The organism is Microbacterium sp. NPDC087592 (assembly GCF_044743585.1).
Lineage (GTDB): Bacteria > Actinomycetota > Actinomycetes > Actinomycetales > Microbacteriaceae > Microbacterium.
Window position 1 is genome coordinate 251,478 of the sequence record NZ_JBIUWT010000002.1, and the last position, 22,820, is coordinate 274,297.

The window sequence follows — 22,820 nt, forward strand, 5'->3', positions numbered from 1 at the left end:
GAAGAAGCCGCCGTGAGCGATCACGGCGGCTTCTTGCTTTATCAGTTCCTCGCTCAGAGCTCAGCGGCAGCCCGCTGCGGCGTCGATGTACTCCTGAGGCGGGTATCCGTAGGCCCAGACCCCGTTGGCATCGTCGGTGTATCCCATGCTGATGGCCCACGCAGTCGCCCATTTCTCGATGCTGTCCTGTGTCGACGCGTCGTACATGTCCTCGCACTTGACACTGATCGCGTGACCGACCTCGTGCGCGACCAGTGCCTTGCTCCGCTCCGCCGGCCACTGCTCGGCGACCGAGTTCGACAGCTCGATGTTGGCGCGGCCGGGGTCATCCCACCACCACGTGGTGTACCCGCCCATGCTGCCGTTGTAACCCGCACCGTTGACCACGGGCGACCAGTCGAACTCGAGGAGCACGCCGGGGGCGAGGGAGCGGGCGAAGGCCTCGATCTCCAGTCGGGCACCCCGCAACGGGCCCGACTTCTCCTGAAGTTCTTCGGCCTCCGTCGCGATGACCCGTGCGCCCGCGTCCTGCAATGCGACATAGGTGGTCGCCGCGTCGTCATCGACGGTCGTCGCAGTCAGCGCATCCGCAGCGGCGTTCCGGAGCGCGATCACGGCATCGTTGCGGGCTGACGGGTGTGCCGTCTCGAAACCCGCTGCCGCCTCACCGGCTGAGGAGAGCACGCCCAGGCCACTCTCCTGAACGGCCTCCTCGGCTTCGACGGCGCTCTCGGACGCCGTTTCGAGCTCCTGCGCCAGTTCGTCGAGCGAGCTCTCGTCCTCGACGAGCGCCGCAGAGGCTCCGAACAGCTCCCAGAACCAGACCGGCTTCTCTTCGGGGGACGGCAATGCGGTGGCGAGGAGCTCCTCCGCGACCGCTCCGGCTTCTTCCCCCTCGACGACGGCGGTCGACAGTGCAGAGACGGTCTCCTCCGGCACGGCGATCTGTGCGCTGCCCGCGTCCAGGATGACGTGGCCGGCATCCGTCGCCCGGGTCAGCACGTCTCGGGTGTGAGCGGTTTCCGACGTGATCGCCGTCGCGGTCCGCAGGGTGTCGGCGAATCGGTCCGCGGCAGCGTCGTAGCCCAGGTTCGCGGACAGCTGGGTGATGCCGAGGGCGGCGATCACCGCGGCGCCGCCGAGAACGCCGATGAGGAGGCCTCGATGCGGGCGACGGCGAGCACGGGGACGCGCGGTCGGATTCGGACTCGAGGAGAAGCGCGCCGGCAGCTCGTGGGGCCCGCGTGTCAGGGGGATCGAAGCCTCCAGGCCGGACGGAAGCGGGGCGGTCACGTCGTGCCCATTCGATGGTGCCTTCCGGTCGGAGACTGCGAGGGTCGGTGCTTTCAGAGTATTGGACCGATCGCCGCGCACGCGAGAAGGCCCCCACCGTTTCCGATGGGGGCCTTCTGATCCGGAGGGGCTGACGGGAATCGAACCCGCATCATTAGTTTGGAAGACTAAGGCTTTACCACTAAGCTACAGCCCCGGATCCCCGCGGAATCTCGGGGACGGGCCGGAGTCGCATCTCCGGACTCATCGATCATACCGGACAGTCGGGGGTGCTCTCGTCCGTTAGACTCGGTGGGGCTGAATCTGCGTGCGGATTCCCCGGGGCGTAGCTCAGCTTGGTAGAGCGCCCGCTTTGGGAGCGGGAGGTCGCAGGTTCAACTCCTGTCGCCCCGACACGGCCCCACGGACCTTACAGCCGCGATACCGCGCGGAAATCACAAGGAGAACACACCAGCATGGCGAACAGCACCGTCGAGAAGCTGACCCCGACCCGGGTCAAGCTCACCATCACGGTCACCCCGGACGACCTCAAGCCCAGCATCGCGCACGCCTACGAGCACATCGCTCAGGACGTGCAGATCCCCGGCTTCCGCAAGGGCAAGGTCCCGGCGCCCATCATCGATCAGCGCATCGGCCGCGGTGCGGTCATCGAGCACGCGGTGAACGAGGGCCTGGACAAGTTCTTCCGTGACGCCACGGTCGAGCACAAGCTGCGCGTCGTCGGCCGTCCGGCCGCCGACATCACACAGTGGCCGAACGAGAAGGACTTCTCCGGCGACCTGCTCGTCGACATCGAGGTGGACGTCCGCCCCGACATCGAGCTGCCCGCCTACGACGACATCACCGTGACGGTCGACGCCGTCGAGGCCGACGAGGCCGCACTGGATGCCGAGCTCGACAACATGCGTGCGCGCTTCGGCACGCTGGTGCCGGTCGACCGTCCGGCAGCGAAGGGCGACTTCGTCGAACTCGACCTCGTCGCGACGATCGACGGTGCCGAGATCGACCGCGCCGAGGGCGTCTCCTACGAGATCGGCTCCGGCGAGCTGCTCGAGGGCATCGACGACGCGATCGAGTCGCTCACCGCCGGTGAGGACACCACGTTCCGCTCGGCTCTCGTGGGCGGCGACCACGCCGGCTCCGAGGCCGAGGTCTCCGTGTCCGTCAAGGCCGTCAAGGAGCGCGAGCTTCCCGAGGCCGACGACGACTTCGCGCAGATCGCGAGCGAGTTCGACACCATCGCGGAGCTCCGCGAGAGCCTCGCTGAGCGCGTCGCACAGCAGGGCGTCTTCACGCAGGGTTCCGCCGCGCGCGACAAGCTCGTCGAGGCGCTGCTCGAGAAGATCGAGATCCCGGTTCCGCCGCAGCTCATCGAGGACGAGGTGCACAACCACCTCGAGGGCGAAGGCCGTCTCGAGGACGACGTGCACCGCGCCGAGGTCACCGAGGCGAGCGAGAAGCAGTTCCGCACGCAGGTGCTGCTCGACACGATCGCCGAGCAGGCCGACGTGCAGGTCTCGCAGGAAGAGCTGAGCCAGTACCTAATCCAGTCTGCCGCGCAGTACGGCATGGCTCCGCAGGAGTTCGTCGAGGCGCTGCAGTCCTCGAACCAGCTGCCCGCGCTCGTCGGTGAGGTGGCCCGGAACAAGGCCCTCGCCATCGCGCTCGGCAAGGTCAAGGTCGTCGACAGCAACGGCAAGGCCGTCGACCTCTCCGACTTCATCGTCACGGACGACGAGGCCGAGACCGAGGCGGAAGCCGACGAGAAGCCGGCCAAGAAAGCTCCGGCCAAGAAGGCTCCCGCCAAGAAGGCTCCGGCCAAGAAGGCCGACGCCGACGCTGCGGACGAGACCGCCGAGAAGAAGCCGGCTGCCAAGAAGCCCGCCGCCAAGAAGGCTCCGGCCAAGAAGGCTGCCGACAAGGCTGAGTGATCGGACACGATCCAGTGAAGAGGGCGGGTGCTGCGGCATCCGCCCTCTTTTCCATCCAGGGAGGGAGCAGCGATGAAGACGTGGGATGAGCGCATCGACGAGGTGTGGGAGGACGCGACGGGCGAAGAGGTCGGCGACGACACGATCGCGCGGGTTGATGCCCTGGCCGCCGAGCGCGGATCGGACGACGCACGCGCGGAGTTCGAACGTGCGGGTGCGCGCGACTCCGCGGGGAAGCCGGCCGAGGCCGTGGAACTGTACCGGCGCGCCCTGCAGCTCGGTCTCGACGAGGAGCACCGCCCGCAGTGCGTGATCCAGCTGGCGAGCTCCCTGCGCAACCTGGGGGAGTACGACGAGGCTCTCGCCGTCATCCGTGCCGAGGAGGAGCTGTCGGCTGATGGGCCCTATCGCGACGCCGTCGCGACGGTCCACGCACTCATCCTCGCGAGTGCCGGGCGACCGGCGCAGGGGCTCTCGGTCGCGTTGCTCGCCCTCGTGCCGCACCTCCCGCGGTACCACCGCTCGATGACGGCCTACGCCCACGAGATCGCCGGCACCGACACCTGATATGCCGACGGCGAACACGGCCTGAGCGCTGCGTTGTCGCCGGTAGATTCGAATCACTGAAACACGGAATCAGGAGCTGACATGGCTGCAGAACCCCTCCTCGCAACGAGCGTCTTCGACAGGTTGCTGAAGGACCGCATCATCTGGCTCGGCTCGGAGGTGCGAGACGAGAACGCGAACGAGATCTGCGCGAAGATCCTTCTTCTCGCCGCAGAGGACTCCGAGCGAGACATCTACCTCTACGTGAACTCGCCGGGTGGCTCGATCACCGCGGGTATGGCGATCTACGACACGATGCAGTTCGTGCCGAACGACATCGTCACCGTCGGCATCGGAATGGCAGCCTCGATGGGCCAGCTGCTGCTGACCGCGGGCACCAAGGGCAAGCGCTACATCACGCCCAACGCCCGGGTGCTGCTGCACCAGCCGCACGGTGGCTTCGGCGGTACGTCGAGTGACATCCAGACCCAGGCGCAGCTCATCATGTCGATGAAGAACCGCCTCGCCGAGATCACCGCAGCGCAGACCGGCAAGTCTGTCGAGCAGATCAACGCCGACGGTGACCGCGACCGCTGGTTCACCGCCGAGGAAGCGCTCGAGTACGGCTTCGTCGACCACATCCGCGAATCGGCCTCCGACGTCATCGGCGGCGGCGGAACCGACCAGGACACCGAGTAACGGAAAGCGAAAGGACGCTCATGTACACACCCACCTTCCGCGCTGCCGGTGACCTGCCCTCCAGCCGCTACGTGCTCCCGCAGTTCGAGGAGCGCACGGCCTACGGGTTCAAGCGTCAGGACCCGTACAACAAGCTGTTCGAAGACCGCGTGATCTTCCTCGGCGTGCAGGTCGACGACGCGTCGGCCGACGACGTGATGGCGCAGCTCCTCGTCCTGGAGAGCCAGGACTCCGAGCGTGACATCACGATGTACATCAACTCGCCCGGTGGTTCGTTCACCGCGATGACGGCGATCTACGACACGATGCAGTACGTCGCGCCGCAGATCCAGACCGTGGTGCTCGGCCAGGCGGCATCCGCCGCGGCCGTGCTGCTCGCGGCCGGCGCGCCCGGCAAGCGTCTCGCGCTGCCGAACGCCCGAGTGCTGATCCACCAGCCCGCGATGGGCGAGGCCGGCCACGGCCAGGCTTCGGACATCGAGATCCAGGCCGCGGAGATCCTCCGTATGCGGACCTGGCTCGAGGAGACCCTGGCCGGGCACACCAAGCGCACCCCGGAGCAGGTGAACCGCGACATCGATCGCGACAACATCCTCTCCGCCGCGCAGGCGCTGGAGTACGGCATCGTCGACCAGGTGCTCACCACGCGCAAGCGGGTCTGAGGCCTGCCGATCCTGAAGGGGCGTCCGTCATCATGACGGGCGCCCCTTCGCCGTGTCCGGCGAATGTGCACGCGCTGCGGGCGTTCTGCTCATATGAGCGATTGCGTGCGCGAACGCAGATTTCGGCCTACTCTGGGTGAGGAAGGAGGATGCCGTGGAAGAAGATCTGCTCATGGTTCGCGTCGCCGAGCTCTACTACGACGAGGACAAGACCCAGGACGAGATCGGCGGGCTCCTCAAGATCTCCCGCTGGAAGGTCGGCCGACTTCTGGTCCAGGCCAAGGACCGCGGCATCGTGCGCATCGAGATCGTGCACCCGCGTGCCCGTCGGCTCGGTCTGGAGCGGATGCTGGTGGAGCGGTTCGGCCTCACCGATGCCGTCGTCGTGCCCGCGCCGGACGGCGACGACGGGACGCTCGAGCGCGTCGCGCAGGCTGCCGCCGACTTCCTTACCGCGCTGCGTCCGGTTCCGCGCACCCTCGGCGTGAGCTGGGGGCGTACGCTCCGTGCCGTCGCTGAAGCCCTCCCCGACGGATGGGCCAACGGCGTCACCGTCGTGCAGCTCAACGGCGGCGTCAGCCTGAACCGCCGCTCCGGCGGTGCGGCCGGGCTGGCCGTGACGATCGCCCAGCGCGCCTCCGGGCAGGTGTCGCTGCTGCCGAGCCCGGCGATCCTCGAGCGCGTGGAGACCAAACAGGCCATCGAGTCCGACCGCACGGTCGCGGCGGTTCTCGAAGAAGCTGCCGAGGCGCAGGCGTTCCTGTTCACCGCGGGACCTTGCGATGCCTCGTCCGCCCATGTCGAGAACGGCTACCTCACGGGCGAAGAGGTCGAGGAGCTGGCGCGGCGCGGCGCGGTCGGCGACGTTCTCGGCCGCTACGTCGATGCCGAGGGCAACATCGTCGACTCGCAGCTCGACGCCCGGACGGTCGGCGTGTCGCTCGACCGGCTGCGCGGAGCCACCCACGCGATCTTCGTCACGGCGGGATCTGCCAAGCACGACATCGCACGAACGGTCGTGACCAGTGGCCTGTGCGGCGTACTGGTGACCGATGAGACCACAGCACGAGCATTGTTGGAGGAACAGTGACGACCACAGAAATCAGCCGCAGGACGGCGGTGGATGTCCTCGGCGGTGAGCCGGACGACGCCACCCTCCGTCGCTTCCTGCACGGGCTCCCCGGCGTCGACGCGGTCGGCCTGGAGCAGCGCGCTTCGGGCCTCGGCACCCGCTCCATCAAGACCACGTCGAAGGCCTGGGCCCTCGACACCATCATCAAGCTGATCGACCTCACCACACTCGAGGGTGCGGACACTCCTGGCAAGGTGCGATCGCTCGTCGCGAAGGCGAAGAATCCGGACGCCGCCGACCCCTCGACCCCTCGGGTCGCGGCCGTGTGCGTGTACGGCGACATGGTGGGCGACGCGGTCACCGCCCTCGGCGGCCTGCACGGCGACCCCGACGACGGTCTGATCTCGGTCGCGGCAGTGGCCACGGCTTTCCCGAGCGGCCGTGCGTCGCTCGCGATCAAGCTCGCCGACACCGCCGAGGCGGTCGCCGCGGGCGCAGACGAGATCGACATGGTCATCGATCGGGGAGCCTTCCTCTCCGGCCGCTACGGCCTCGTGTTCGATCAGATCGCCCAGGTGAAGGAAGCCTGCCGCCGCGAAGACGGTTCGTCCGCCTCCCTCAAGGTGATCCTCGAGACCGGTGAACTGAACACCTACGACAACATCAAGCGTGCCTCCTGGCTCGGCATCCTGGCGGGAGGCGACTTCATCAAGACGTCGACCGGAAAAGTGCAGCCGGCGGCGACCCTGCCGACCACGCTGCTGATGCTCGAGACGGTCCGCGACTGGCACCGCGGCACGGGTGAGAAGATCGGCGTGAAGCCGGCCGGCGGCATCCGCTCCTCGAAGGACGCGGTGAAGTACCTCGTCACGGTGGCCGAGACCGTGGGGGAGGAGTGGCTGCAGCCGCACCTGTTCCGCTTCGGTGCGTCCAGCCTTCTCAACGATGTGCTCCTGCAGCGTCAGAAGCTCAGCTCCGGCCACTACTCGGGCCCCGACTACGTCACGATCGACTGACGGGAAGACGAACATGTCATTTCTGGAATACGCTCCGGCACCGGAGTCCACTGCGGTCCTGAACCTCAAGAACAGCTACGGGCTGTTCATCGACGGCGAGTTCGTCGACGGGTCGGGCACGCCCTTCAACACCATCTCCCCGGCGACCGAGAAGCACATCGCGGAGATCGCCTCCGCGAGTGACGACGACGTGGACCGTGCGGTCAAGGCGGCGCGTCGCGCCTACGAGAAGACCTGGTCGCGGATGAGCGGCCGCGACCGCGGCAAGTACCTCTTCCGCATCGCCCGCCTCGTGCAGGAGCGTGCTCGCGAGCTCGCCGTCGCGGAGAGCCTCGACAACGGCAAGCCGATCAAGGAGAGCCGTGACGTCGACGTGCCGCTCGTCGCCTCCTGGTTCTTCTACTACGCGGGCTGGGCGGACAAGCTCGATCACGCCGGGCTCGGCGCGAACCCCCGCGCTCTCGGCGTCGCCGGACAGATCATCCCGTGGAACTTCCCGCTGCTCATGCTCGCGTGGAAGATCGCGCCCGCTCTCGCCGCCGGCAACACGGTCGTGCTCAAGCCCGCTGAGACCACGCCGCTGACGGCGCTGATCTTCGCCGAGATCCTGCAGCAGGCCGACCTTCCGGCCGGTGTCGTGAACATCGTCACCGGAGCGGGAGCCACGGGCTCGACGCTCGTGCGTCACCCCGATGTGGACAAGGTCGCCTTCACGGGTTCGACCGGTGTCGGTCGCGACATCGCGCGCGCGGTGGCCGGTACCAAGAAGAAGGTGACCCTCGAACTCGGCGGCAAGGCCGCGAACATCGTGTTCGACGACGCTCCGATCGACCAGGCCGTCGAGGGCATCGTCAACGGCATCTTCTTCAACCAGGGCCATGTCTGCTGCGCAGGGAGCCGCCTCCTGGTGCAGGAGTCGATCCACGATGAGGTCGTCGACCGGCTCAAGGCGCGCCTGTCGACGCTGCGCCTCGGCGACCCGCTCGACAAGAACACCGACATCGGTGCGATCAACTCCGCAGCCCAGCTGGCCCGCATCCGCGAGCTGAGTGACATCGGCGAGGCCGAAGGTGCGGAGCGCTGGACGGCGGACTGCGCGATCCCCGAGCAGGGTTTCTGGTTCGCTCCCACCATCTTCACCGGGGTCGAGGCGTCGCACCGCATCGCCCGTGACGAGGTCTTCGGTCCCGTGCTCTCTGTGCTCACCTTCCGCACGCCGGCCGAGGCCGTCGCGAAGGCGAACAACACGCCCTACGGGCTCTCGGCAGGCATCTGGTCCGACAAGGGATCCCGCATCCTCGCGGTGGCCGACCGGCTGCGCGCCGGGGTGATCTGGGCCAACACGTTCAACCGCTTCGATCCGTCGAGCCCGTTCGGTGGATACAAGGAGTCCGGATACGGCCGCGAGGGCGGACGCCAGGGTCTCACCGCCTACCTCAAGGGAGCCACAGCATGAGCAAGCGCCTGACCGTCCCGAAAACGTACAAGCTCGCGATCGGCGGGGCCTTCCCGCGCAGCGAGTCGGGCCGCACGTATGAGGTGCTTTCGCCCAAGGGCACGTTCCTCGCCAACGCGGCGAAAGGTTCCCGCAAGGACGCCCGTGACGCGGTGGTGGCCGCGCGCGCGGCGGTCAAGGGCTGGTCCGGTGCGACCGCCTACAACCGCGGCCAGGTGCTCTATCGTGTGGCCGAAGTGCTCGAGGGGCGGCGCGCGCAGTTCATCGACGAGATCGTCGTCCAGCAGGGGCTCTCGTCCTCCGCTGCGGCCGCGCAGGTGGACGAGGCCATCGATCTCTGGGTCTGGTACGCCGGGTGGTGCGACAAGTATGCGCAGGTCGCGGGTAACGCGAACCCGGTCTCGGGGCCGTACTTCAACATCTCCGTTCCGGAGCCGACGGGCGTCGTGGCTATCGTCGCGCCCCAGGACTCCGCGCTGCTGGGCCTGGTCTCGGTCGTCGCTCCGGCTCTCGTCGCGGGCAACACGGTCGTGGTGGTGGCCAGCGAGCGGCATCCGCTCTCGGCCATCAGCCTGGCCGAGGTCCTGGCCACGAGCGACGTCCCCGGTGGCGTCGTCAACGTGCTCACCGGTTCACCCGCGGAGATCGCTCCGTGGCTGGCCTCGCACCAGGATGTGAATGCCCTGGACCTCGCCGGCGCCGGCGACCTCGACTGGGTCGACATGCAGATCGCGGCCGCCGACACCCTGAAGCGCGTTCTCACGCCCGGTGAGGTCGTCGCCTCTCCCGAGCGGATCGGCGCCTTCACCGAGGTGAAGACGGTCTGGCACACCAAGAGCATGGTCTGACGCGGCTCTGCAGATCTCGTGAGGGGTCGGGAATCGCCGCCTCGGAACCGGGGATAGCGGCGGTTCCTGACTCCTCATGTGTCGCGACCCGATGCCGAGTACGGTCCAATGCGGCCCAGTGTCGTATGCAGCGGTTAGGCTCGAAGGACGATCTCTGATCCCCCCATAGGAGGACGCGCATGGCCCGCATCGGTGAAAGCGCTGACCTGTTCAAATGCTCATTCTGCGGAAAGAGTCAGAAGCAGGTCCAGCAGCTGATCGCCGGACCCGGCGTGTACATCTGCGATGAGTGCGTCGAGCTCTGCAACGAGATCATCGAAGAGCGGATGGCCGAGTCCTCCGGCGACGGTGTCGCGGAGTTCGAGCTGCCTAAGCCGCGTGAGATCTTCTCGTTCCTCGAGGAGTACGTCGTCGGTCAGGAGCCCGCCAAGCGCGCTCTCTCCGTCGCCGTCTACAACCACTACAAGCGCGTTCGTGCACTCGGCACTCTGCAGTCCGCCGAGCAGCGGGCCGAAGAGGTCGAGATCGCGAAGAGCAACATCCTGCTCATCGGTCCGACGGGCTGCGGCAAGACCTACCTCGCGCAGACGCTCGCCAAGCGCCTGAACGTGCCCTTCGCCGTGGCCGACGCCACCGCGCTCACCGAGGCAGGGTACGTCGGCGAAGACGTCGAGAACATCCTGCTCAAGCTCATCCAGGCCGCCGACTACGACGTCAAGCGCGCTGAGCAGGGCATCATCTACATCGACGAGGTCGACAAGATCGCCCGCAAGGCCGAGAACCCGTCGATCACCCGTGACGTCTCGGGTGAGGGCGTGCAGCAGGCGCTCCTGAAGATCATCGAGGGCACGGTCGCGTCGGTTCCGCCGCAGGGTGGCCGCAAGCACCCGCACCAGGAGTTCCTGCAGATCGACACCTCGAACGTGCTGTTCATCGTCGCCGGGGCTTTCGCCGGGCTCGAGGACATCGTGTCCGCACGTGTCGGCAAGCACGGGATCGGCTTCGGTGCGCCGCTGCACGACAAGGGCAAGGACCTCGACCTGTTCAGCGAGGTGCTCCCCGAAGACCTGCACAAGTTCGGCCTGATCCCCGAGTTCATCGGCCGTCTTCCCGTCGTCACGTCAGTCTCGCCGCTCGATCAGGCCGCGCTGATCGACATCCTGACCGGCCCGCGCAACGCGCTGGTGAAGCAGTATCAGCGCATGTTCGAGATCGACGGCGTGCAGCTCGAGTTCGAAGAAGAGGCTCTGCGTTCCATCGCCGACCTCGCCGTCGAGCGCAAGACCGGTGCCCGCGGGCTCCGTGCCATCCTCGAAGACGTCCTCGGTCCGATCATGTTCGAGATCCCCTCGGCAGAAGACGTCGCCAAGGTCATCGTGACCCGCGCGGCCGTCGACGAAGGCGCGCCGCCCACCATCGTGATGGAGCGCAAGCGCAAGAGCGCGTGACCTCGATCAGGCCAGCGGCAAGATGAGGTCGGTGCGCAGCTCTGCCGGCGTTGTGCTCGGATCGGACACGTACACCTCGATCCAGACACTTCCGGTACGGAGCCCCTGCGCTCCGGCGCGTTCGACGAGACCCGCCCATCCGGCACCGAGTTCCTCGTAGGAGCCGAGCACGGTCGTCGCGACAGCGGGCCCCGACGGCAGGGCCGAGCCGATGATGACACTCCCGCTCGCCGTGGGGATCGGATTCTCCGGCGGGGAGACCACGGGGTAGCCGAGTTCGAGATCGAAGACGTCCATCGGGTCGCCGTGGTAGATCGCGAGCGCGGGGCCGGCCGGGGTCAGCACGTCGCCGGCGAACGTCAGGGCGATCGCCGAGTAGCCCGCGTCGAACGCGTCGGAAAGGTCGGCGATGCGGATGCCGTTGTGACGGATCACCGCGAGCGGAACGGCGTCGAGGTCCAGACGGTCAGCCGGGCCGAACGGTGCGTCGGGGAATGCGTTCATGCCCTCAGGGTCTCACGACTCAGCCGCCGAGGCCACGGCGCTTCAACAGCGGCTCGATCTCAGCGTCGCGACCCCGGAAGTCGCGGTACGCCTGCAGGGGGTCCTTCGAACCGCCGACCCCGAGCAAGCGCCCGCGGAACCGGTCACCGTTGGCGCGGGTGAGCCCGCCGTTCTCCCGGAACCAGTCGACCGTGTCGGCGTCGAGCACCTCGCTCCAGATGTAGGAGTAGTAGCCCGCGCTGTACCCGCCGGAGAAGACGTGCGCGAAGTATGTGGACGAGTAGCGGGTGGGGACAGCCGGGTCGTCGAGGCCGATGTCGGCGAGGGCGGCGGCCTCGAACGCGGCGACGTCGCCGATCTCCGCGTCGACGCCCACGCGGTGCCACGCCTGGTCCAGCCATGCGGCGGCCAGGTACTCGCTCGTCGCGTGGCCTTGATCGAACGTCTCGGTCGCGCGCAGGCGCTCGACGATGGCGGGGTCGAGGGGTTCGCCGGTCTCGTGGTGTCGGGCGTAGTTGTCGAGGACCTCCGGCCAGAGGATCCACATCTCGTTCACCTGGCTCGGGAACTCGACGAAGTCGCGGAACACGTTCGTCCCGGCGAAGTGCGGGTAGGTCACCGTCGCGAAGAGCCCGTGGAGGGCATGTCCGAACTCGTGGAACAGCGTGGTGACTTCGTCGAGAGTCAACAGTGTGGGCTCGCCGTCGCCGGGCAGCGGCACGTTGAGGTTGTTGACGACGACCGGTGCGGTGCCGCGCAGGCGGGACTGACTCACGATCGCGTTCATCCAGGCCCCTCCGCGCTTCGAATCGCGCGTGTACAGGTCGAGGACGTACAGGCCGACGGGAGTTCCGTCGTCGTTGCGCACCTCGAACACGCGAGTCCCGGGGTGGTAGGCCACCAGGTCCTCGCGCTCCGCGAACGTCACACCGTACAGCTGCGTCGCGGCGAAGAAGACTCCGTCCTGCAGCACGCGCTCCGCCTCGAACCAGGGGCGCAGGGCGCTGGAGTCGATGTCGTACCGCGCCGTGCGCTCCCGTTCGGTGTAGTACGCCCAGTCGTGGGCCTCCACGGCGAACGGCGTGGATTCGGTCTCGTCGACGATCGCCTGCAGAGCGGTGTGCTCGGCCTTCGCGTTGCGTGCGGAGGGCGCGGCGAGCCGACGCAGCATCTGCTCGACGGCATCGGGAGTCCCGGCCGTCTCGTCGGCGGTGACGTACGCCGCGTGCGACTCGTACCCGAGCAGAGCCGCACGCTCCGCCCGCAGCCGCACGATCTCGAGGAGGACCGGGCGGTTGTCGTTCGCGTTGTCGCGGGATCCGCGCGCGAGAGAGGCGGCCATGATGCGCCGTCGCGACTGCCGCACTCGCAGCTGGGCCAGGGCGGGGTGTCCCGTGAACAGCGGCAGCGTGATGAGCAGCTTGCCGTCGAGCCCGCGGTCCGTCGCGGCACGCGCCGCGGCCGAAAGCTCTCCGGTGCTCAGACCATCGAGCTCCGCGGGGGTGTCGAACACGACGGCGAGGTCGTTCGTGTCGTTCAGCAGGTTGCGCTCGAACGTGTTCGAGAGTGTCGAGAGCTTCTGGTTCAGCGCCGTCAGCTGTTCTTTGGCCTGGTCGTCGAGGCCGACACCCGCGTGCGTCATCTCGCGGTGGTGGCGCTCCACCAGGTAGCGCTGCTCGGCGTCGAGACCGAGAGCATGCCGCTGCTCGAACACCTGCTGCACGCGCCAGTACAGCTGCGCGTCGAGGGTGATCGCGTCCTGGTGGGCGGCCATGAGGGGTGCGAGCTGCTCGTCGATCTCCTGGATCTCCGGCGTCGCATCCGCGGAGCTGACCGTGTAGAAGGCGTGCGCGACCCGGTCGAGCAGCTCGCCCGAGCGTTCGAGCGTCTCGAGGGTGTTCTCGAAGGTCGGCATCGATCGCACCATCGTGATGCGGGCGACCTCGCGGAGTTGCTCCTCGAACCCGGCCTGGAATGCCGGGAGATAGTGCTCGGGCCGGATCGCGGGGTAATCGGGGAGCCCGAAGGGGAGAGTCGACGGCTGGAGGAGCGGATTCGTGGCGTCGGTCATCCTCCGAGCCTATCCACCGAGGTCATCAGAGCTCAGGAATCGTCAGGAGAGTCTTGCAAAGAAACACTTGCAAAGAAAGCTTTGCAAAGGTATCTTTGCATACATGACGAACGGGACGCAGGTACGGACGCTCGATGCCGGGGCACTCAAGGCGCTCGCGCACCCGCTGCGGGTGAAGATCTTCGACCTGCTCGCGGCTCGCGGCCCGCAGACCGCCAGTTCGCTGGCGGCCCTCGTGGGGGAGACCTCCGGATCCACGAGCTACCACCTTCGCGCACTCGCCGCGCACGACCTCATCCGCGAGGTCGAGGGGCGAGGCACCGCCCGCGAGCGGTGGTGGGAACGGCCGAAGGGACGGATCGACGTTCCCGGTCCCGACGAGATGACCTCGCCCGCCAATCGCGCGGCGGCCCAGATCGTCAACTCGGAGTTCTTCCGTCTTCGTCACGAGACCCTCATGGCCTACGTCAATCGCCCTCAGGCGGACGTGCCGGAGGAGTGGCGCGACACCGGCGTCATCATGACCACGCACCTGGATCTGACGCCGGAGCAGGCGGTGTCGCTCCGCGATGAGCTCGAGGCGATCGTCGAGGGCGCGATCGAGCGCTACCGGGGTCAGACCGGCCCGGACGTGCGGCGGGTGTCGCTGCGAACCGAGCTCTTCGACCTGTCGACACCGTCGACCGCGTCATCCGCACCCGCCAGCGACTCGGAGGAGGAATCATGATCACCGCAACGCTTCACCTGATGGCTCCGACCCACACCGAGGCTCGGCTGCTTCGGTTGGCCGAGACCCTCACCGCATGGGTCGCTCGCCGCGTCGCCCGCCGGGCCGAGCGGCACGCGCGCGTTCTCGACAGACTGCGGCAGCAGCAGACACCGACACAGGATCCGCAGTCGTTGACCCGCGCGCTCGCGCAGCTCGACATCCCACGGTTCTGAACGAGCCCGAAGTCTCTCCGTGCGGGCGGGCTCAGTCCGTGAAGGGGCGGGCGACGGCCTCGCCGGATGCGGCCTGGAAGACCTCCCAGCCGGCGTCGAGCTCCGCGATGGCGCGGCCCTCGAGCCAGGTGAGGGTCCAGTGGCCGGTGAGGCCCTTCGCCTCCACCGCGGCGATCGCGGGACGCAGCGATGCGGGGACCGAGGCCGGTGCCTCAGATCCGGCCGCCCATCGAGTGCCGAGCTGCATCAGGAACCCTCGACCGGTGCGAGATCGATCGCGGTGACCGCGAACTCCTCGGCCTCGCTGAACTCGAGCTCGGCGATGCGGCCGACGGCGCGGAGGTCATCGGCGGCGGCACGGAGCGCCTCGAGCTTCGCAGCCGGAGCGGCGATCGCGGCGCGCGAGACCGGAGTCTTCTGCGACGCCTTCGCCTCGGTCTTCGCCCGACGGATGCCGATCAGCGCCTCACTCGCGGCAGCGAGCACGGCCGGGTCGCCGTCGATGCCGAGCGGCGTGGGCCACTCCGCCGTGTGCACGGACCCTTCCTCGAACCACGACCACGATTCCTCGGTGGCGAAGGACAGCACCGGCGCCAGCAGGCGGAGGAGCGTCGAGAGGGCCAAGCGCAGCGAGAGCGCGGCGGAAGCCTGACCCACGTCGGCCTGGTTGTAGGCACGCTCCTTCACGAGCTCGAGGTAGTCGTCGCAGAAGGTCCAGAAGAACGCCTCGGTCAGTTCGAGCGCGCGGGCGGCGTCGTAGCGATCGAACGCCTTGGTCGCCTCGGTCACCACACCGTCGAGGGCGGTCAGCATCGATGCATCCAGGGCATGCGTCACCTGCGCGCCCTCAGGCACGGGGAACGACAGCACGAACTTGGCCGCGTTCAGCACCTTGATGGCGAGGCGACGGCCGATCTTCACCTGCGTCGGGTTCTGCGGGTCGAACGCCGCATCCATGCCGAGTCGGCTCGATGCCGCCCAGTAGCGCACCGCGTCGGAGCCGTGAGCTTCGAGCACATCGGCCGGGGTGACGACGTTGCCCTTGGACTTCGACATCTTCTTGCGCTCGGGGTCGACGATGAAGCCGGAGATCGCGGCGTTACGCCACGGGGTCCGGTCGTCTTCGAGAGTGGAGCGCAGCATGGTCGAGAACAGCCACGTGCGGATGATGTCCTGACCCTGCGGGCGCAGGTCGAACGGCGCGGTGAGGTTCCAGAGTTCCTCGTCGCGCTGCCAGCCACCCGCGAGCTGCGGCGTGAGGGACGACGTCGCCCAGGTGTCGAGGATGTCGGCCTCGGCGTCGAACCCGCCGGCCACGCCGCGCTGGTCCTCGGTGTATCCGGCGGGGACATCGGTCGTCGGGTCGATCGGGAGCGTCGCCGCGTCGGGGGCGAGCACACGGTCGTAGTCGCGCTCGCCGTTCTCGTCGAGCGCGTACCAGAGCGGGATCGGCACTCCGAAGAACCGCTGGCGCGACACCAGCCAGTCGCCGGTGAGGCCGCCGACCCAGTTCTCGTAGCGCACGCGCATGAACTCCGGGTGCCAGGCGAGCTCCTGACCGTGGGCGATGAGCGTGTCGCGCAGTTCGCCGTCGCGGGCGCCGTTGCGGATGTACCACTGGCGGGTCGACACGATCTCGAGCGGACGGTCGCCCTTCTCGAAGAACTTCACCGCGTGGTTGAACGGCTTGCCGACGGCCGTCATGTCGCCGGTCTCCTGCAGCTTCTCGACGATCGCCTTGCGCGCGCTGAACACGGTCTTGCCCGCGAGCTCCTCGGCGTACCAGGAGACCGCCTCCGGGTTCTCGACGGACGAGGGCGCCTCGGGGAGGAAGCGTCCGTCGAGGCCGATCGTGGTCATGTTCGGCAGGGGCTCGTTCTCGGTGGTGCGCAGCTCTCGCCACCACACGATGTCGGTCACGTCGCCGAAGGTGCAGACCATCGCCGCTCCCGTGCCCTTGTCGGGCTGGGCGAGGTGGTGTCCGTGGATCTCGATCTCGGCGCCGAAGAACGGCGTCTTCACCTTCCTCCCGATGAGGTGCTTATGCGGACCCTCCGGGTGCGTCACGAGGGCGATGCATGCGGGGAGCAGCTCCGGGCGCGTGGTGTCGATCGCGATCGATCCCGAGCCGTCTGCGAAGGGGAATTCGATCGTGTGGTACGCGGCCTGCTGGTCGCGGTCCTCGAGCTCTGCCTGCGCGATGGCGGAGCGGAAGTCGATGTCCCACAGGGTCGGTGCGAGTGCCTGGTAGGCCTCGCCGCGCTCGATGTTGCGCAGGAATGCGAGCTGGCTCTGGCGGATCGTGTCGTCCGAGATCGTGCGGTAGGTCTGGGTCCAGTCCACGCTCAGTCCGAGCTGACGGAACAGCGCCTCGAACTGCTTCTCGTCCTCGATGGTGAGGCGCTCGCAGAGCTCGATGAAGTTGCGGCGGCTGATCGGCTGCTGGTCGGCCGCGCGGCTCGACTTGTTGTCGCCGCCCTCGAACGGGGGCGTGAAGTCGGCGTCGTAGGGGAGCGAGGGATCGCAGCGCACGCCGTAGTAGTTCTGCACGCGGCGCTCCGTGGGAAGGCCGTTGTCGTCCCAGCCCATCGGGTAGAACACGGTCTTGCCGCGCATGCGCTCGTAGCGGGCCTTCACGTCGGTGTGCGTGTACGAGAACACGTGCCCGATGTGCAGGCTTCCGGATGCCGTCGGCGGCGGGGTGTCGATCGAGTACACGCCCTCACGGCCGGCCTGTGCCGCGCGCAGACGGTCGAACAGGTAGGTGCCCTGCTCCGCCCAGGCGGCGTCCCACTTCGCTTCCAGACCTTCGAGTACGGGCTTGTCGGGAATCCCGGTGGGAATCGATTCGGAAGCAGGCATGGGGTCTCCTCGAGCGATGTATGCGGCACTGTGTGAGCGTGCCTGAGTGTGGGGTGTGCGGACCAGTCTACCGAGCGAGCGGAAGGCCGGCTGGACACGGCGGAGTCGCCCGGCGCGGCGCGGATGTCCGCTCCTCCGCCCCTGGAAGGATCGGAGCATGACACCGCTGTCGTCCGCCTCCTCCCGTCCCCGCCTCGCCGACCTCGGTGTCCCGTCGGGGGCGTTCGCGCGCGGTGCGGAGAACGCGATCACCGATGTCGGCGGTGTCCGGGTCGGGCACGCCACGCTGCACGGCGATGGTCTCCACACCGGGGTCACCGCGATCGTGCCCGATGCCCTGACCGGGGAGCGCCGCAGCCTCCCCGCGAACCTCTCGGTCGGCAACGGCTACGGCAAGCTCGTCGGTGCCACGCAGCTCCGCGAGCTCGGCGCACTGGAGACCCCGATCCTCCTCACCTCGACCCTGTCGGTCTTCCGCGTCGCCGACGCGCTGCTCGGACACCTGCTGGCGACCCCGTCCCACGCGCGGACGATGACGCTGAACCCGGTCGTGGGTGAGACGAACGACGGCTTCCTCTCCGACATCCGGCGCCGGGCCGTCGGCGAGGAGCAGGTGGTCCAGGCGTTGGAGGCGGCGGCCGCCGGCCCCGTCGTGGAGGGGTGCGTCGGGGCCGGTGCGGGGACGGTCGCGCTCGGCTACAAGGGCGGCATCGGCACGTCGTCCCGACTCGTCGACGTCGCCGGACGGACGCGCACGGTCGGTGCCCTGGTGCAGACCAACTTCAGTGGGACGTTGCGGATCGCGGGAGTACCGCTTCCCGCGGAGGAGCTGCTGGCCGAGGCCGCAGCTCAACCCGTCGGCAACTCGTGCATGATCGTCGTCGCGACGGATGCGCCCGTCGACGGACGCCAGCTCGGGCGGGTGGCCGCCCGTGCGGTGTTCGCGATGCGGGGCGTCGGCGCCGACTACGCGCAGGGCAGCGGCGACTACGCGATCGCGTTCTCGGTGCACGATCCGGCGCTCGGAGGGCCGGTGGCGGACGACCTGCTGTCGCCGCTGTTCGCCGCCACGATGGATGCCGTGGAGGAGGCCCTGATCAACTCCGTGCTCGTCGCCGAGACGACCGTCGGCCCCGATGGTCGGACCGCGCGTGCGGTGCCCATCGACGAGGTCCGGGCGCGTCTCGCCCGCGCCGGGGCCGTCTGACCCGCGTGCACAGCCGTGGACTCACCCGGCGAGCGCGCTGCGGATGCCCTCGCCGATCGTGCGCATCGCGGCCAGCACCGGTCCGCGCCCGTCCGCGCCGCGGTCCCAGTTCGCCAGCACCGCATAGGCGATCCGGCGATCCGGCGACATCACGATGCCCGTGTCGGCGCGCACCCGGGAGATCGTGCCGGTCTTGTTGAGCAGCCAGATGCCGCGGTCGAAGCCCCAGTGTGCGAGCGGGTCGAGGTCGAAGGCGGACGCGACCATCGACAGGTCCATGCCCGCGCCGAGCCAGCGTCGGAGGGTGTCGGCCGATGCCGGGGTCAGGTCGGTCCCGTCGGCGAGACGCGTCATGAACCGCACCAGTTCGGTGGCGCTCGCATGCGACAGCGTCGTCGGAGCGCCGGGCGGGATCGGCCATCGCACGATGTCGTCCAGCGCGGAGGAGGTGTAGCCGAGGGCGCGCGTGTGCTCCTGGACCACGGGGATCCCGATCACCCGGCCCAGGGTGTTCGTCGCGGCATTGTCGCTGACCGCGCCGATGAGGGCGGCCACGTCGTAGAGCGACAGCTCCGCCGCTTGCAGCAGGTACCAGAGCCCGGAGTCGTCGATGGACTCCACGGGGCGGCGCGTCACGCGCTCTTCCAGGCTCCGCGTCCCGGCATCGACCTCGGTGAGCAGCCGATGCAGGAGGAAGATCTTGCCGACGCTCGCGGTATCGAGCGCCGCCTCGGGCTCATGCTGCAGCAGCACCTCGCCGGTGTCGATGTCCTTCACCAGGACGGACCACACCGCGCCGTGATCCGCAGGCAGGTCCGCGCCGATGACGCTCATGCGAGTCCCGTCTCGTCACGCGCGAGCCCGGTGACATGCAGTCGGATCCGTTCTCCGATGTCTCTCATACTGTCGATGACGGGCGCGCGCAGATCGGTCGGACTCTGCTTCCAGTTCGCGGCCACCGCGTAGGCGACGGCCGCGACGGGGCCGCGGAGCAGGCCGGTGTCGACGCGGGCGAATCCGACGCTGCCGGTCTTGTGCCGCAGGACCATGCCCTGGTACTCGGCGTCCACGTGGGCGAGCGGGTCGAGCAGGAAGGCATCGGCGGTCATGGACGTGTCGGTGTCGGCGGCCAGCCAGTCGAGCACGCGTGCGCTCACCGCGGGGGAGAAGGCCTCACCGGCACCGAGGCGGCGCATCAGGTCGGCCAGTTCCGCCGCGGTGCCGTACGACGGTGTCCAGGGCAGGTCGGGCGTGCGCTCGTTGCGGATGTAGTCGTGCAGCGAGGTCTGCGTGTATCCGAGGGCCGGCGCGACGGCGCGCACGGACTCGAGGCCGCACAGGTGGATGAGGGCGTTCGTGGCGAGGTTGTCGCTCACCGCGCCGACGAGGAGGGCGGCGTCGTGCACGCCGATACCCTGGTTGCGCATCCGGTAGAGCAGACCGGAGTCCTCCACACGGTGCCCCTCCGGGATGGCGACCGGCTGATCCGGATCGAGCGTGCCGTCTTCGAGTCGGCGCGCGACTTCGAGCAGGAGGAAGATCTTGCCGATGCTGGCGGTCTCGCACTGCACGTGGGGGTCGTGCTCGGCGAGGGTGGCGCCGCTGTCGGCGTCGATCATCCGCACCGACCAGGTGATGCGGGGATCGAGCGTCGGCACGGCGATCATCCGGGCACTCCCACCGTGAGTCGCGGCTCATCCGTCATCGCATCGAGGACGCCGTCGACGCCGAGGGGGATCGTCAGGGCGTGCGGGTCGTGCCCGAAGCCCTGCTCCCACAGCACGGGCACACCGGTGTCCTGGAACTCGTCGCGCATGAGGGCGTGCACGAGCTCGAGGTCGCCGCATTCGTGCCAGGAGCCCAGCACGATCCCGTTCGCCTGCGCGAGTCGCCCCGCCCTCCGCAGCTGCGTCACGAAGCTGTCCAGCCGGTAGGGCTCCTCGGTGATGTCCTCGAGGAAAAGGATGCCTGGAGCCGGCGCAGCAGCCTCGGGGGCGCCGAGCCCGGCGGCGAGCAGGCTGAGATTGCCGCCGGTGAAACGCCCGACCGCGCGCCCCGGTGTCATCACCTCGGTCTTCGGGCCGATCAGCTCGCGTCCGCGCCAGGGCTCGAACAACCACCGCTGCACGTCGGCGCGCACCTGTTCCGAGTCGCGGAAGACGTTGTTGCCCGCCATCGGGCAGAACAGCGTCGCCAGGTCCAGGTGCGCGCGCATGGTCTCGTGCAGCGCGGTGATGTCGGAGGAGCCGGTGAGGAGCTTCGGACGACCGTCGCGCCGCAGCGCTCCGCGGCGCATCTCCGCCCAGTCGATGCCGTCGAGCAGTCGCAGTGCCCCGTACCCGCCCCGGGCGGCCACGACGGCATCCACGTCCGGGTCCATCCACGCATCGACGAGATCCGAGCGGCGCACATCGTCGGGACCGGCGAGGTACGACGCGCGTGGGTGCGGGGTGAGCACGTGGTCGCCCACCCGCACCCGCAGACCCCATGACTCGTAGTAGTCGACCGCGCGCTGCGTGTTCTCCTCGTTCCCCGGCCCGGACGGCGAGACGATCGCCACGGTGTCTCCGGGCTGCAGCGGGGCGGAGTCGAGGTAAGGAGAGGTCGTGCGGGTCATGCCGGCTGCTCCTCGATGCGCGGTGCTGCGGAGAGCAGATGCCGGGTGTACTCGTGCTGTGGATTCAACAGGACCTCCTCGGTCGTGCCCCGTTCGACGATCTCCCCGCGGTACATCACGGCGACGCTGTGGGCGATGTTCCAGGCGAGGCCCAAATCGTGCGTGATGACGAGCGCGGAGAGTCCGAGCCGCCGGCGCAGGTCGAGCAGCAGGCCGAGGATCTCTCCCCGCACCGAGGCGTCGAGCGAAGCGACGGGTTCGTCGGCGATGAGCATCTGCGGCTGCACGGCGAGGGCACCGGCGATCACCACGCGCTGGCGCTGCCCGCCGCTGAGCTCCTGCGGGATGGCACTGAAGAACCTCTCCGGCGGCGTCATCTCGGCATCAGTGAGGCTCTGGGCCACGCGCTCGCGTTCGTCGCCTGTGAAGCGCTGCACCCGCAGACCTTCGGCGACCGACTCGTACACGCTGTGCTTCGGGTTCAGCGCGGCCCAAGGATCCTGGAGCACGAGCTGCACCTGGGAGCGGAAGTGCGCGAGGTCGCGGCCCTTCGTGGGCATCTCCGCGCCGTCGAAGAGGATCCGGGAGCCGGGGTCGGCGGGCTGCAGGCCCATGAGCGCCCTGGCGAGTGTCGACTTCCCCGAACCGGATTGTCCGACGAGCGCGACGATCTCGCCTCGACGCACGGTGAGGTCGACGTCGCGCACGGCGTGCACCGGCCGACTACCCGATCGATAGGTGACGTTGACCCCGCGGGCCTCCAGCAGCACCTCGTCGCCATGGGCGATGTCCGGCACCTCGTCGGCGCCCTGCCCGTGCCGGGTCACCGGCGCCAGACGGGAGGCCGGGTCGCCGATGGTGGGGAAGGCATCGGCCAGCTGCCGGGTGTAGTCCTGCGTCGGACGCGTGCAGACGGCGTAGCTCTCACCGACCTCGACGAGTTCGCCGTCGCGCATGATGGCGATGCGCTGGCACGCCGTCGCGAGGACCGACAGGTCGTGGCTGATCATCAGCATCGAGATGCCGCGCTCGGAGACGAGCCGCGAGATCATGTCGAGGATCTGCTTCTGCACGATGACATCGAGAGCGGTCGTCGGCTCGTCGGCGATGATGACCTCGGGGTCGCACGCCAGGGCCATCGCGATCATCACCCGCTGCTTCTGGCCGCCCGAGAGCTCGTGCGGGTACGACTCGGACTTCTGCTGCGGGAGGTCGACGACATCCAGCAGCTCCGCCATGCGCTGCTTGCGGCCCTTCTCGCTCTTCCAGCGATCCGACGCGTGCAGCTCCAGGGCCTCGAGCAGCTGCCAGCCCACGGTCCGCACCGGGTTCAGCGAGTGCATCGCCCCCTGGAACACGATGGAGGTCTGCGCCCAGCGCACCGCGCGGAGCTGGCCGAAGGAGAGCTCCGCGACGTCCTGGTCGCCCAGGAGCACGCGGCCGCTCAGGCGTGCGTTGTGGGGCAGCAGGCGCAGCACGCTCATCGCCAGGGTCGATTTTCCGGACCCCGACTCCCCGGCGATGCCGAGCGTCTGGCCCGCCGGCAGCGTCAGCGAGACGTTGCGGACGGCGGCGACCTCGTCCCGGCCGGCGCGCCCGGCGGTGCGGTAGGTGATCGAGACGTCGTCGAAGATCAGGTCGGGCAT

Annotated in this window: 21 protein-coding genes and 2 tRNA genes; 13 read left to right on the forward strand and 10 right to left on the reverse strand. The window is 68.6% G+C overall.

Annotated elements, in window-relative coordinates; genetic code table 11:
- Positions 1-60 precede the first annotated feature (60 nt).
- Together ACIOTO_RS14150 and ACIOTO_RS14155 are read right to left on the reverse strand one after the other, a co-directional pair.
- The gene (locus ACIOTO_RS14150) at positions 61-1,293 is read right to left on the reverse strand and encodes a hypothetical protein (protein WP_400858344.1); all 1,233 of its coding nucleotides are present in this window, start codon (positions 1,291-1,293) and stop codon (positions 61-63) included.
- A 125-nt stretch (positions 1,294-1,418) separates the two neighbouring features.
- Positions 1,419-1,489, reverse strand: a tRNA-Gly gene (locus ACIOTO_RS14155).
- Between the two features lie 123 nt (positions 1,490-1,612).
- Between ACIOTO_RS14155 and ACIOTO_RS14160 the strand changes: the two genes are divergently transcribed.
- The 10 genes from ACIOTO_RS14160 (at position 1,613) to clpX (ending at position 10,971) form a co-directional block, all read left to right on the forward strand.
- Positions 1,613-1,686: transfer RNA gene (locus ACIOTO_RS14160), tRNA-Pro, on the forward strand.
- Positions 1,687-1,748: 62 nt separating this feature from the next.
- Positions 1,749-3,224 carry a trigger factor gene (gene tig / locus ACIOTO_RS14165; protein WP_400858345.1) on the forward strand — a complete coding sequence of 492 codons (1,476 nt, stop codon included), beginning with the start codon at positions 1,749-1,751 and terminating at the stop codon, positions 3,222-3,224.
- Between the two features lie 72 nt (positions 3,225-3,296).
- A complete protein-coding gene (locus tag ACIOTO_RS14170) occupies positions 3,297-3,791 on the forward strand; it encodes a tetratricopeptide repeat protein (protein ID WP_400858346.1) in 495 nt (164 codons plus the stop codon).
- A gap of 81 nt (positions 3,792-3,872) precedes the next feature.
- Positions 3,873-4,469, forward strand: coding sequence for an ATP-dependent Clp protease proteolytic subunit (locus tag ACIOTO_RS14175; protein ID WP_017830295.1), 597 nt, complete (start codon positions 3,873-3,875; stop codon positions 4,467-4,469).
- A gap of 20 nt (positions 4,470-4,489) precedes the next feature.
- Positions 4,490-5,131 carry an ATP-dependent Clp protease proteolytic subunit gene (locus tag ACIOTO_RS14180; protein WP_029261627.1) on the forward strand — a complete coding sequence of 214 codons (642 nt, stop codon included), beginning with the start codon at positions 4,490-4,492 and terminating at the stop codon, positions 5,129-5,131.
- Positions 5,132-5,285: 154 nt separating this feature from the next.
- On the forward strand, positions 5,286-6,221 hold the full coding sequence (locus tag ACIOTO_RS14185) for a sugar-binding transcriptional regulator (protein ID WP_400858347.1): 936 nt from the start codon (positions 5,286-5,288) through the stop codon (positions 6,219-6,221).
- Positions 6,218-7,219: a deoxyribose-phosphate aldolase gene (gene deoC, locus ACIOTO_RS14190; RefSeq protein ID WP_400858348.1), complete on the forward strand. Its 1,002-nt coding sequence runs from the start codon at positions 6,218-6,220 to the stop codon at positions 7,217-7,219. Before ACIOTO_RS14185 ends, deoC begins: the two co-directional genes overlap by 4 nt.
- A 13-nt stretch (positions 7,220-7,232) precedes the next feature.
- Positions 7,233-8,675 (forward strand): aldehyde dehydrogenase family protein, encoded by a 1,443-nt coding sequence (locus ACIOTO_RS14195; RefSeq protein WP_029261630.1) that lies wholly within the window; start codon positions 7,233-7,235, stop codon positions 8,673-8,675.
- On the forward strand, positions 8,672-9,523 hold the full coding sequence (locus ACIOTO_RS14200) for an aldehyde dehydrogenase family protein (protein WP_400858349.1): 852 nt from the start codon (positions 8,672-8,674) through the stop codon (positions 9,521-9,523). Before ACIOTO_RS14195 ends, ACIOTO_RS14200 begins: the two co-directional genes overlap by 4 nt.
- Positions 9,524-9,702: 179 nt before the next feature.
- The gene (gene clpX / locus ACIOTO_RS14205; protein ID WP_372466565.1) at positions 9,703-10,971 is read left to right on the forward strand and encodes an ATP-dependent Clp protease ATP-binding subunit ClpX; all 1,269 of its coding nucleotides are present in this window, start codon (positions 9,703-9,705) and stop codon (positions 10,969-10,971) included.
- Positions 10,972-10,977: 6 nt separating this feature from the next.
- Here the strand turns inward: clpX and ACIOTO_RS14210 are convergent, their stop codons facing one another.
- Positions 10,978-11,475 carry a GyrI-like domain-containing protein gene (locus ACIOTO_RS14210; RefSeq protein ID WP_372466566.1) on the reverse strand — a complete coding sequence of 166 codons (498 nt, stop codon included), beginning with the start codon at positions 11,473-11,475 and terminating at the stop codon, positions 10,978-10,980.
- Between the two features lie 19 nt (positions 11,476-11,494).
- The gene (locus ACIOTO_RS14215; RefSeq protein WP_400858350.1) at positions 11,495-13,546 is read right to left on the reverse strand and encodes a M3 family metallopeptidase; all 2,052 of its coding nucleotides are present in this window, start codon (positions 13,544-13,546) and stop codon (positions 11,495-11,497) included.
- Between the two features lie 103 nt (positions 13,547-13,649).
- Here ACIOTO_RS14215 and ACIOTO_RS14220 point away from each other — a divergent pair, with 103 nt between their 5' ends.
- Positions 13,650-14,273 carry an ArsR/SmtB family transcription factor gene (locus ACIOTO_RS14220; RefSeq protein ID WP_400858351.1) on the forward strand — a complete coding sequence of 208 codons (624 nt, stop codon included), beginning with the start codon at positions 13,650-13,652 and terminating at the stop codon, positions 14,271-14,273.
- Positions 14,270-14,488 carry a hypothetical protein gene (locus ACIOTO_RS14225; protein ID WP_400858352.1) on the forward strand — a complete coding sequence of 73 codons (219 nt, stop codon included), beginning with the start codon at positions 14,270-14,272 and terminating at the stop codon, positions 14,486-14,488. The genes ACIOTO_RS14220 and ACIOTO_RS14225 overlap by 4 nt, the downstream gene beginning before the upstream one ends.
- 31 nt (positions 14,489-14,519) lie before the next feature.
- Here ACIOTO_RS14225 and ACIOTO_RS14230 read toward each other — a convergent pair whose 3' ends face one another.
- Complete coding sequence (locus tag ACIOTO_RS14230; RefSeq protein ID WP_400858353.1) at positions 14,520-14,735, reverse strand: hypothetical protein; 216 nt, start codon at positions 14,733-14,735, stop codon at positions 14,520-14,522.
- Complete coding sequence (gene valS, locus ACIOTO_RS14235; protein ID WP_400858354.1) at positions 14,735-17,350, reverse strand: valine--tRNA ligase; 2,616 nt, start codon at positions 17,348-17,350, stop codon at positions 14,735-14,737. Before valS ends, ACIOTO_RS14230 begins: the two co-directional genes overlap by 1 nt.
- 157 nt (positions 17,351-17,507) lie before the next feature.
- Between valS and ACIOTO_RS14240 the strand changes: the two genes are divergently transcribed.
- Entirely contained in the window at positions 17,508-18,557 is a 1,050-nt protein-coding gene (locus ACIOTO_RS14240; RefSeq protein ID WP_400858355.1) for a P1 family peptidase, read from the forward strand.
- A 21-nt stretch (positions 18,558-18,578) separates the two neighbouring features.
- On the opposite strand, the gene ACIOTO_RS14245 is transcribed toward ACIOTO_RS14240, so the two are convergent.
- Genes ACIOTO_RS14245 through ACIOTO_RS14260 form a run of 4 tightly spaced genes read right to left on the reverse strand, consistent with a single transcriptional unit; the run spans position 18,579 to position 22,820 of the window.
- A complete protein-coding gene (locus ACIOTO_RS14245; protein WP_051662499.1) occupies positions 18,579-19,391 on the reverse strand; it encodes a serine hydrolase in 813 nt (270 codons plus the stop codon).
- Positions 19,388-20,224: a serine hydrolase gene (locus tag ACIOTO_RS14250; protein ID WP_400858356.1), complete on the reverse strand. Its 837-nt coding sequence runs from the start codon at positions 20,222-20,224 to the stop codon at positions 19,388-19,390. Before ACIOTO_RS14250 ends, ACIOTO_RS14245 begins: the two co-directional genes overlap by 4 nt.
- The gene (locus ACIOTO_RS14255) at positions 20,221-21,174 is read right to left on the reverse strand and encodes an LD-carboxypeptidase (protein WP_400858357.1); all 954 of its coding nucleotides are present in this window, start codon (positions 21,172-21,174) and stop codon (positions 20,221-20,223) included. The genes ACIOTO_RS14250 and ACIOTO_RS14255 overlap by 4 nt, the downstream gene beginning before the upstream one ends.
- The gene (locus tag ACIOTO_RS14260) at positions 21,171-22,820 is read right to left on the reverse strand and encodes an ATP-binding cassette domain-containing protein (RefSeq protein WP_400858358.1); all 1,650 of its coding nucleotides are present in this window, start codon (positions 22,818-22,820) and stop codon (positions 21,171-21,173) included. The genes ACIOTO_RS14255 and ACIOTO_RS14260 overlap by 4 nt, the downstream gene beginning before the upstream one ends.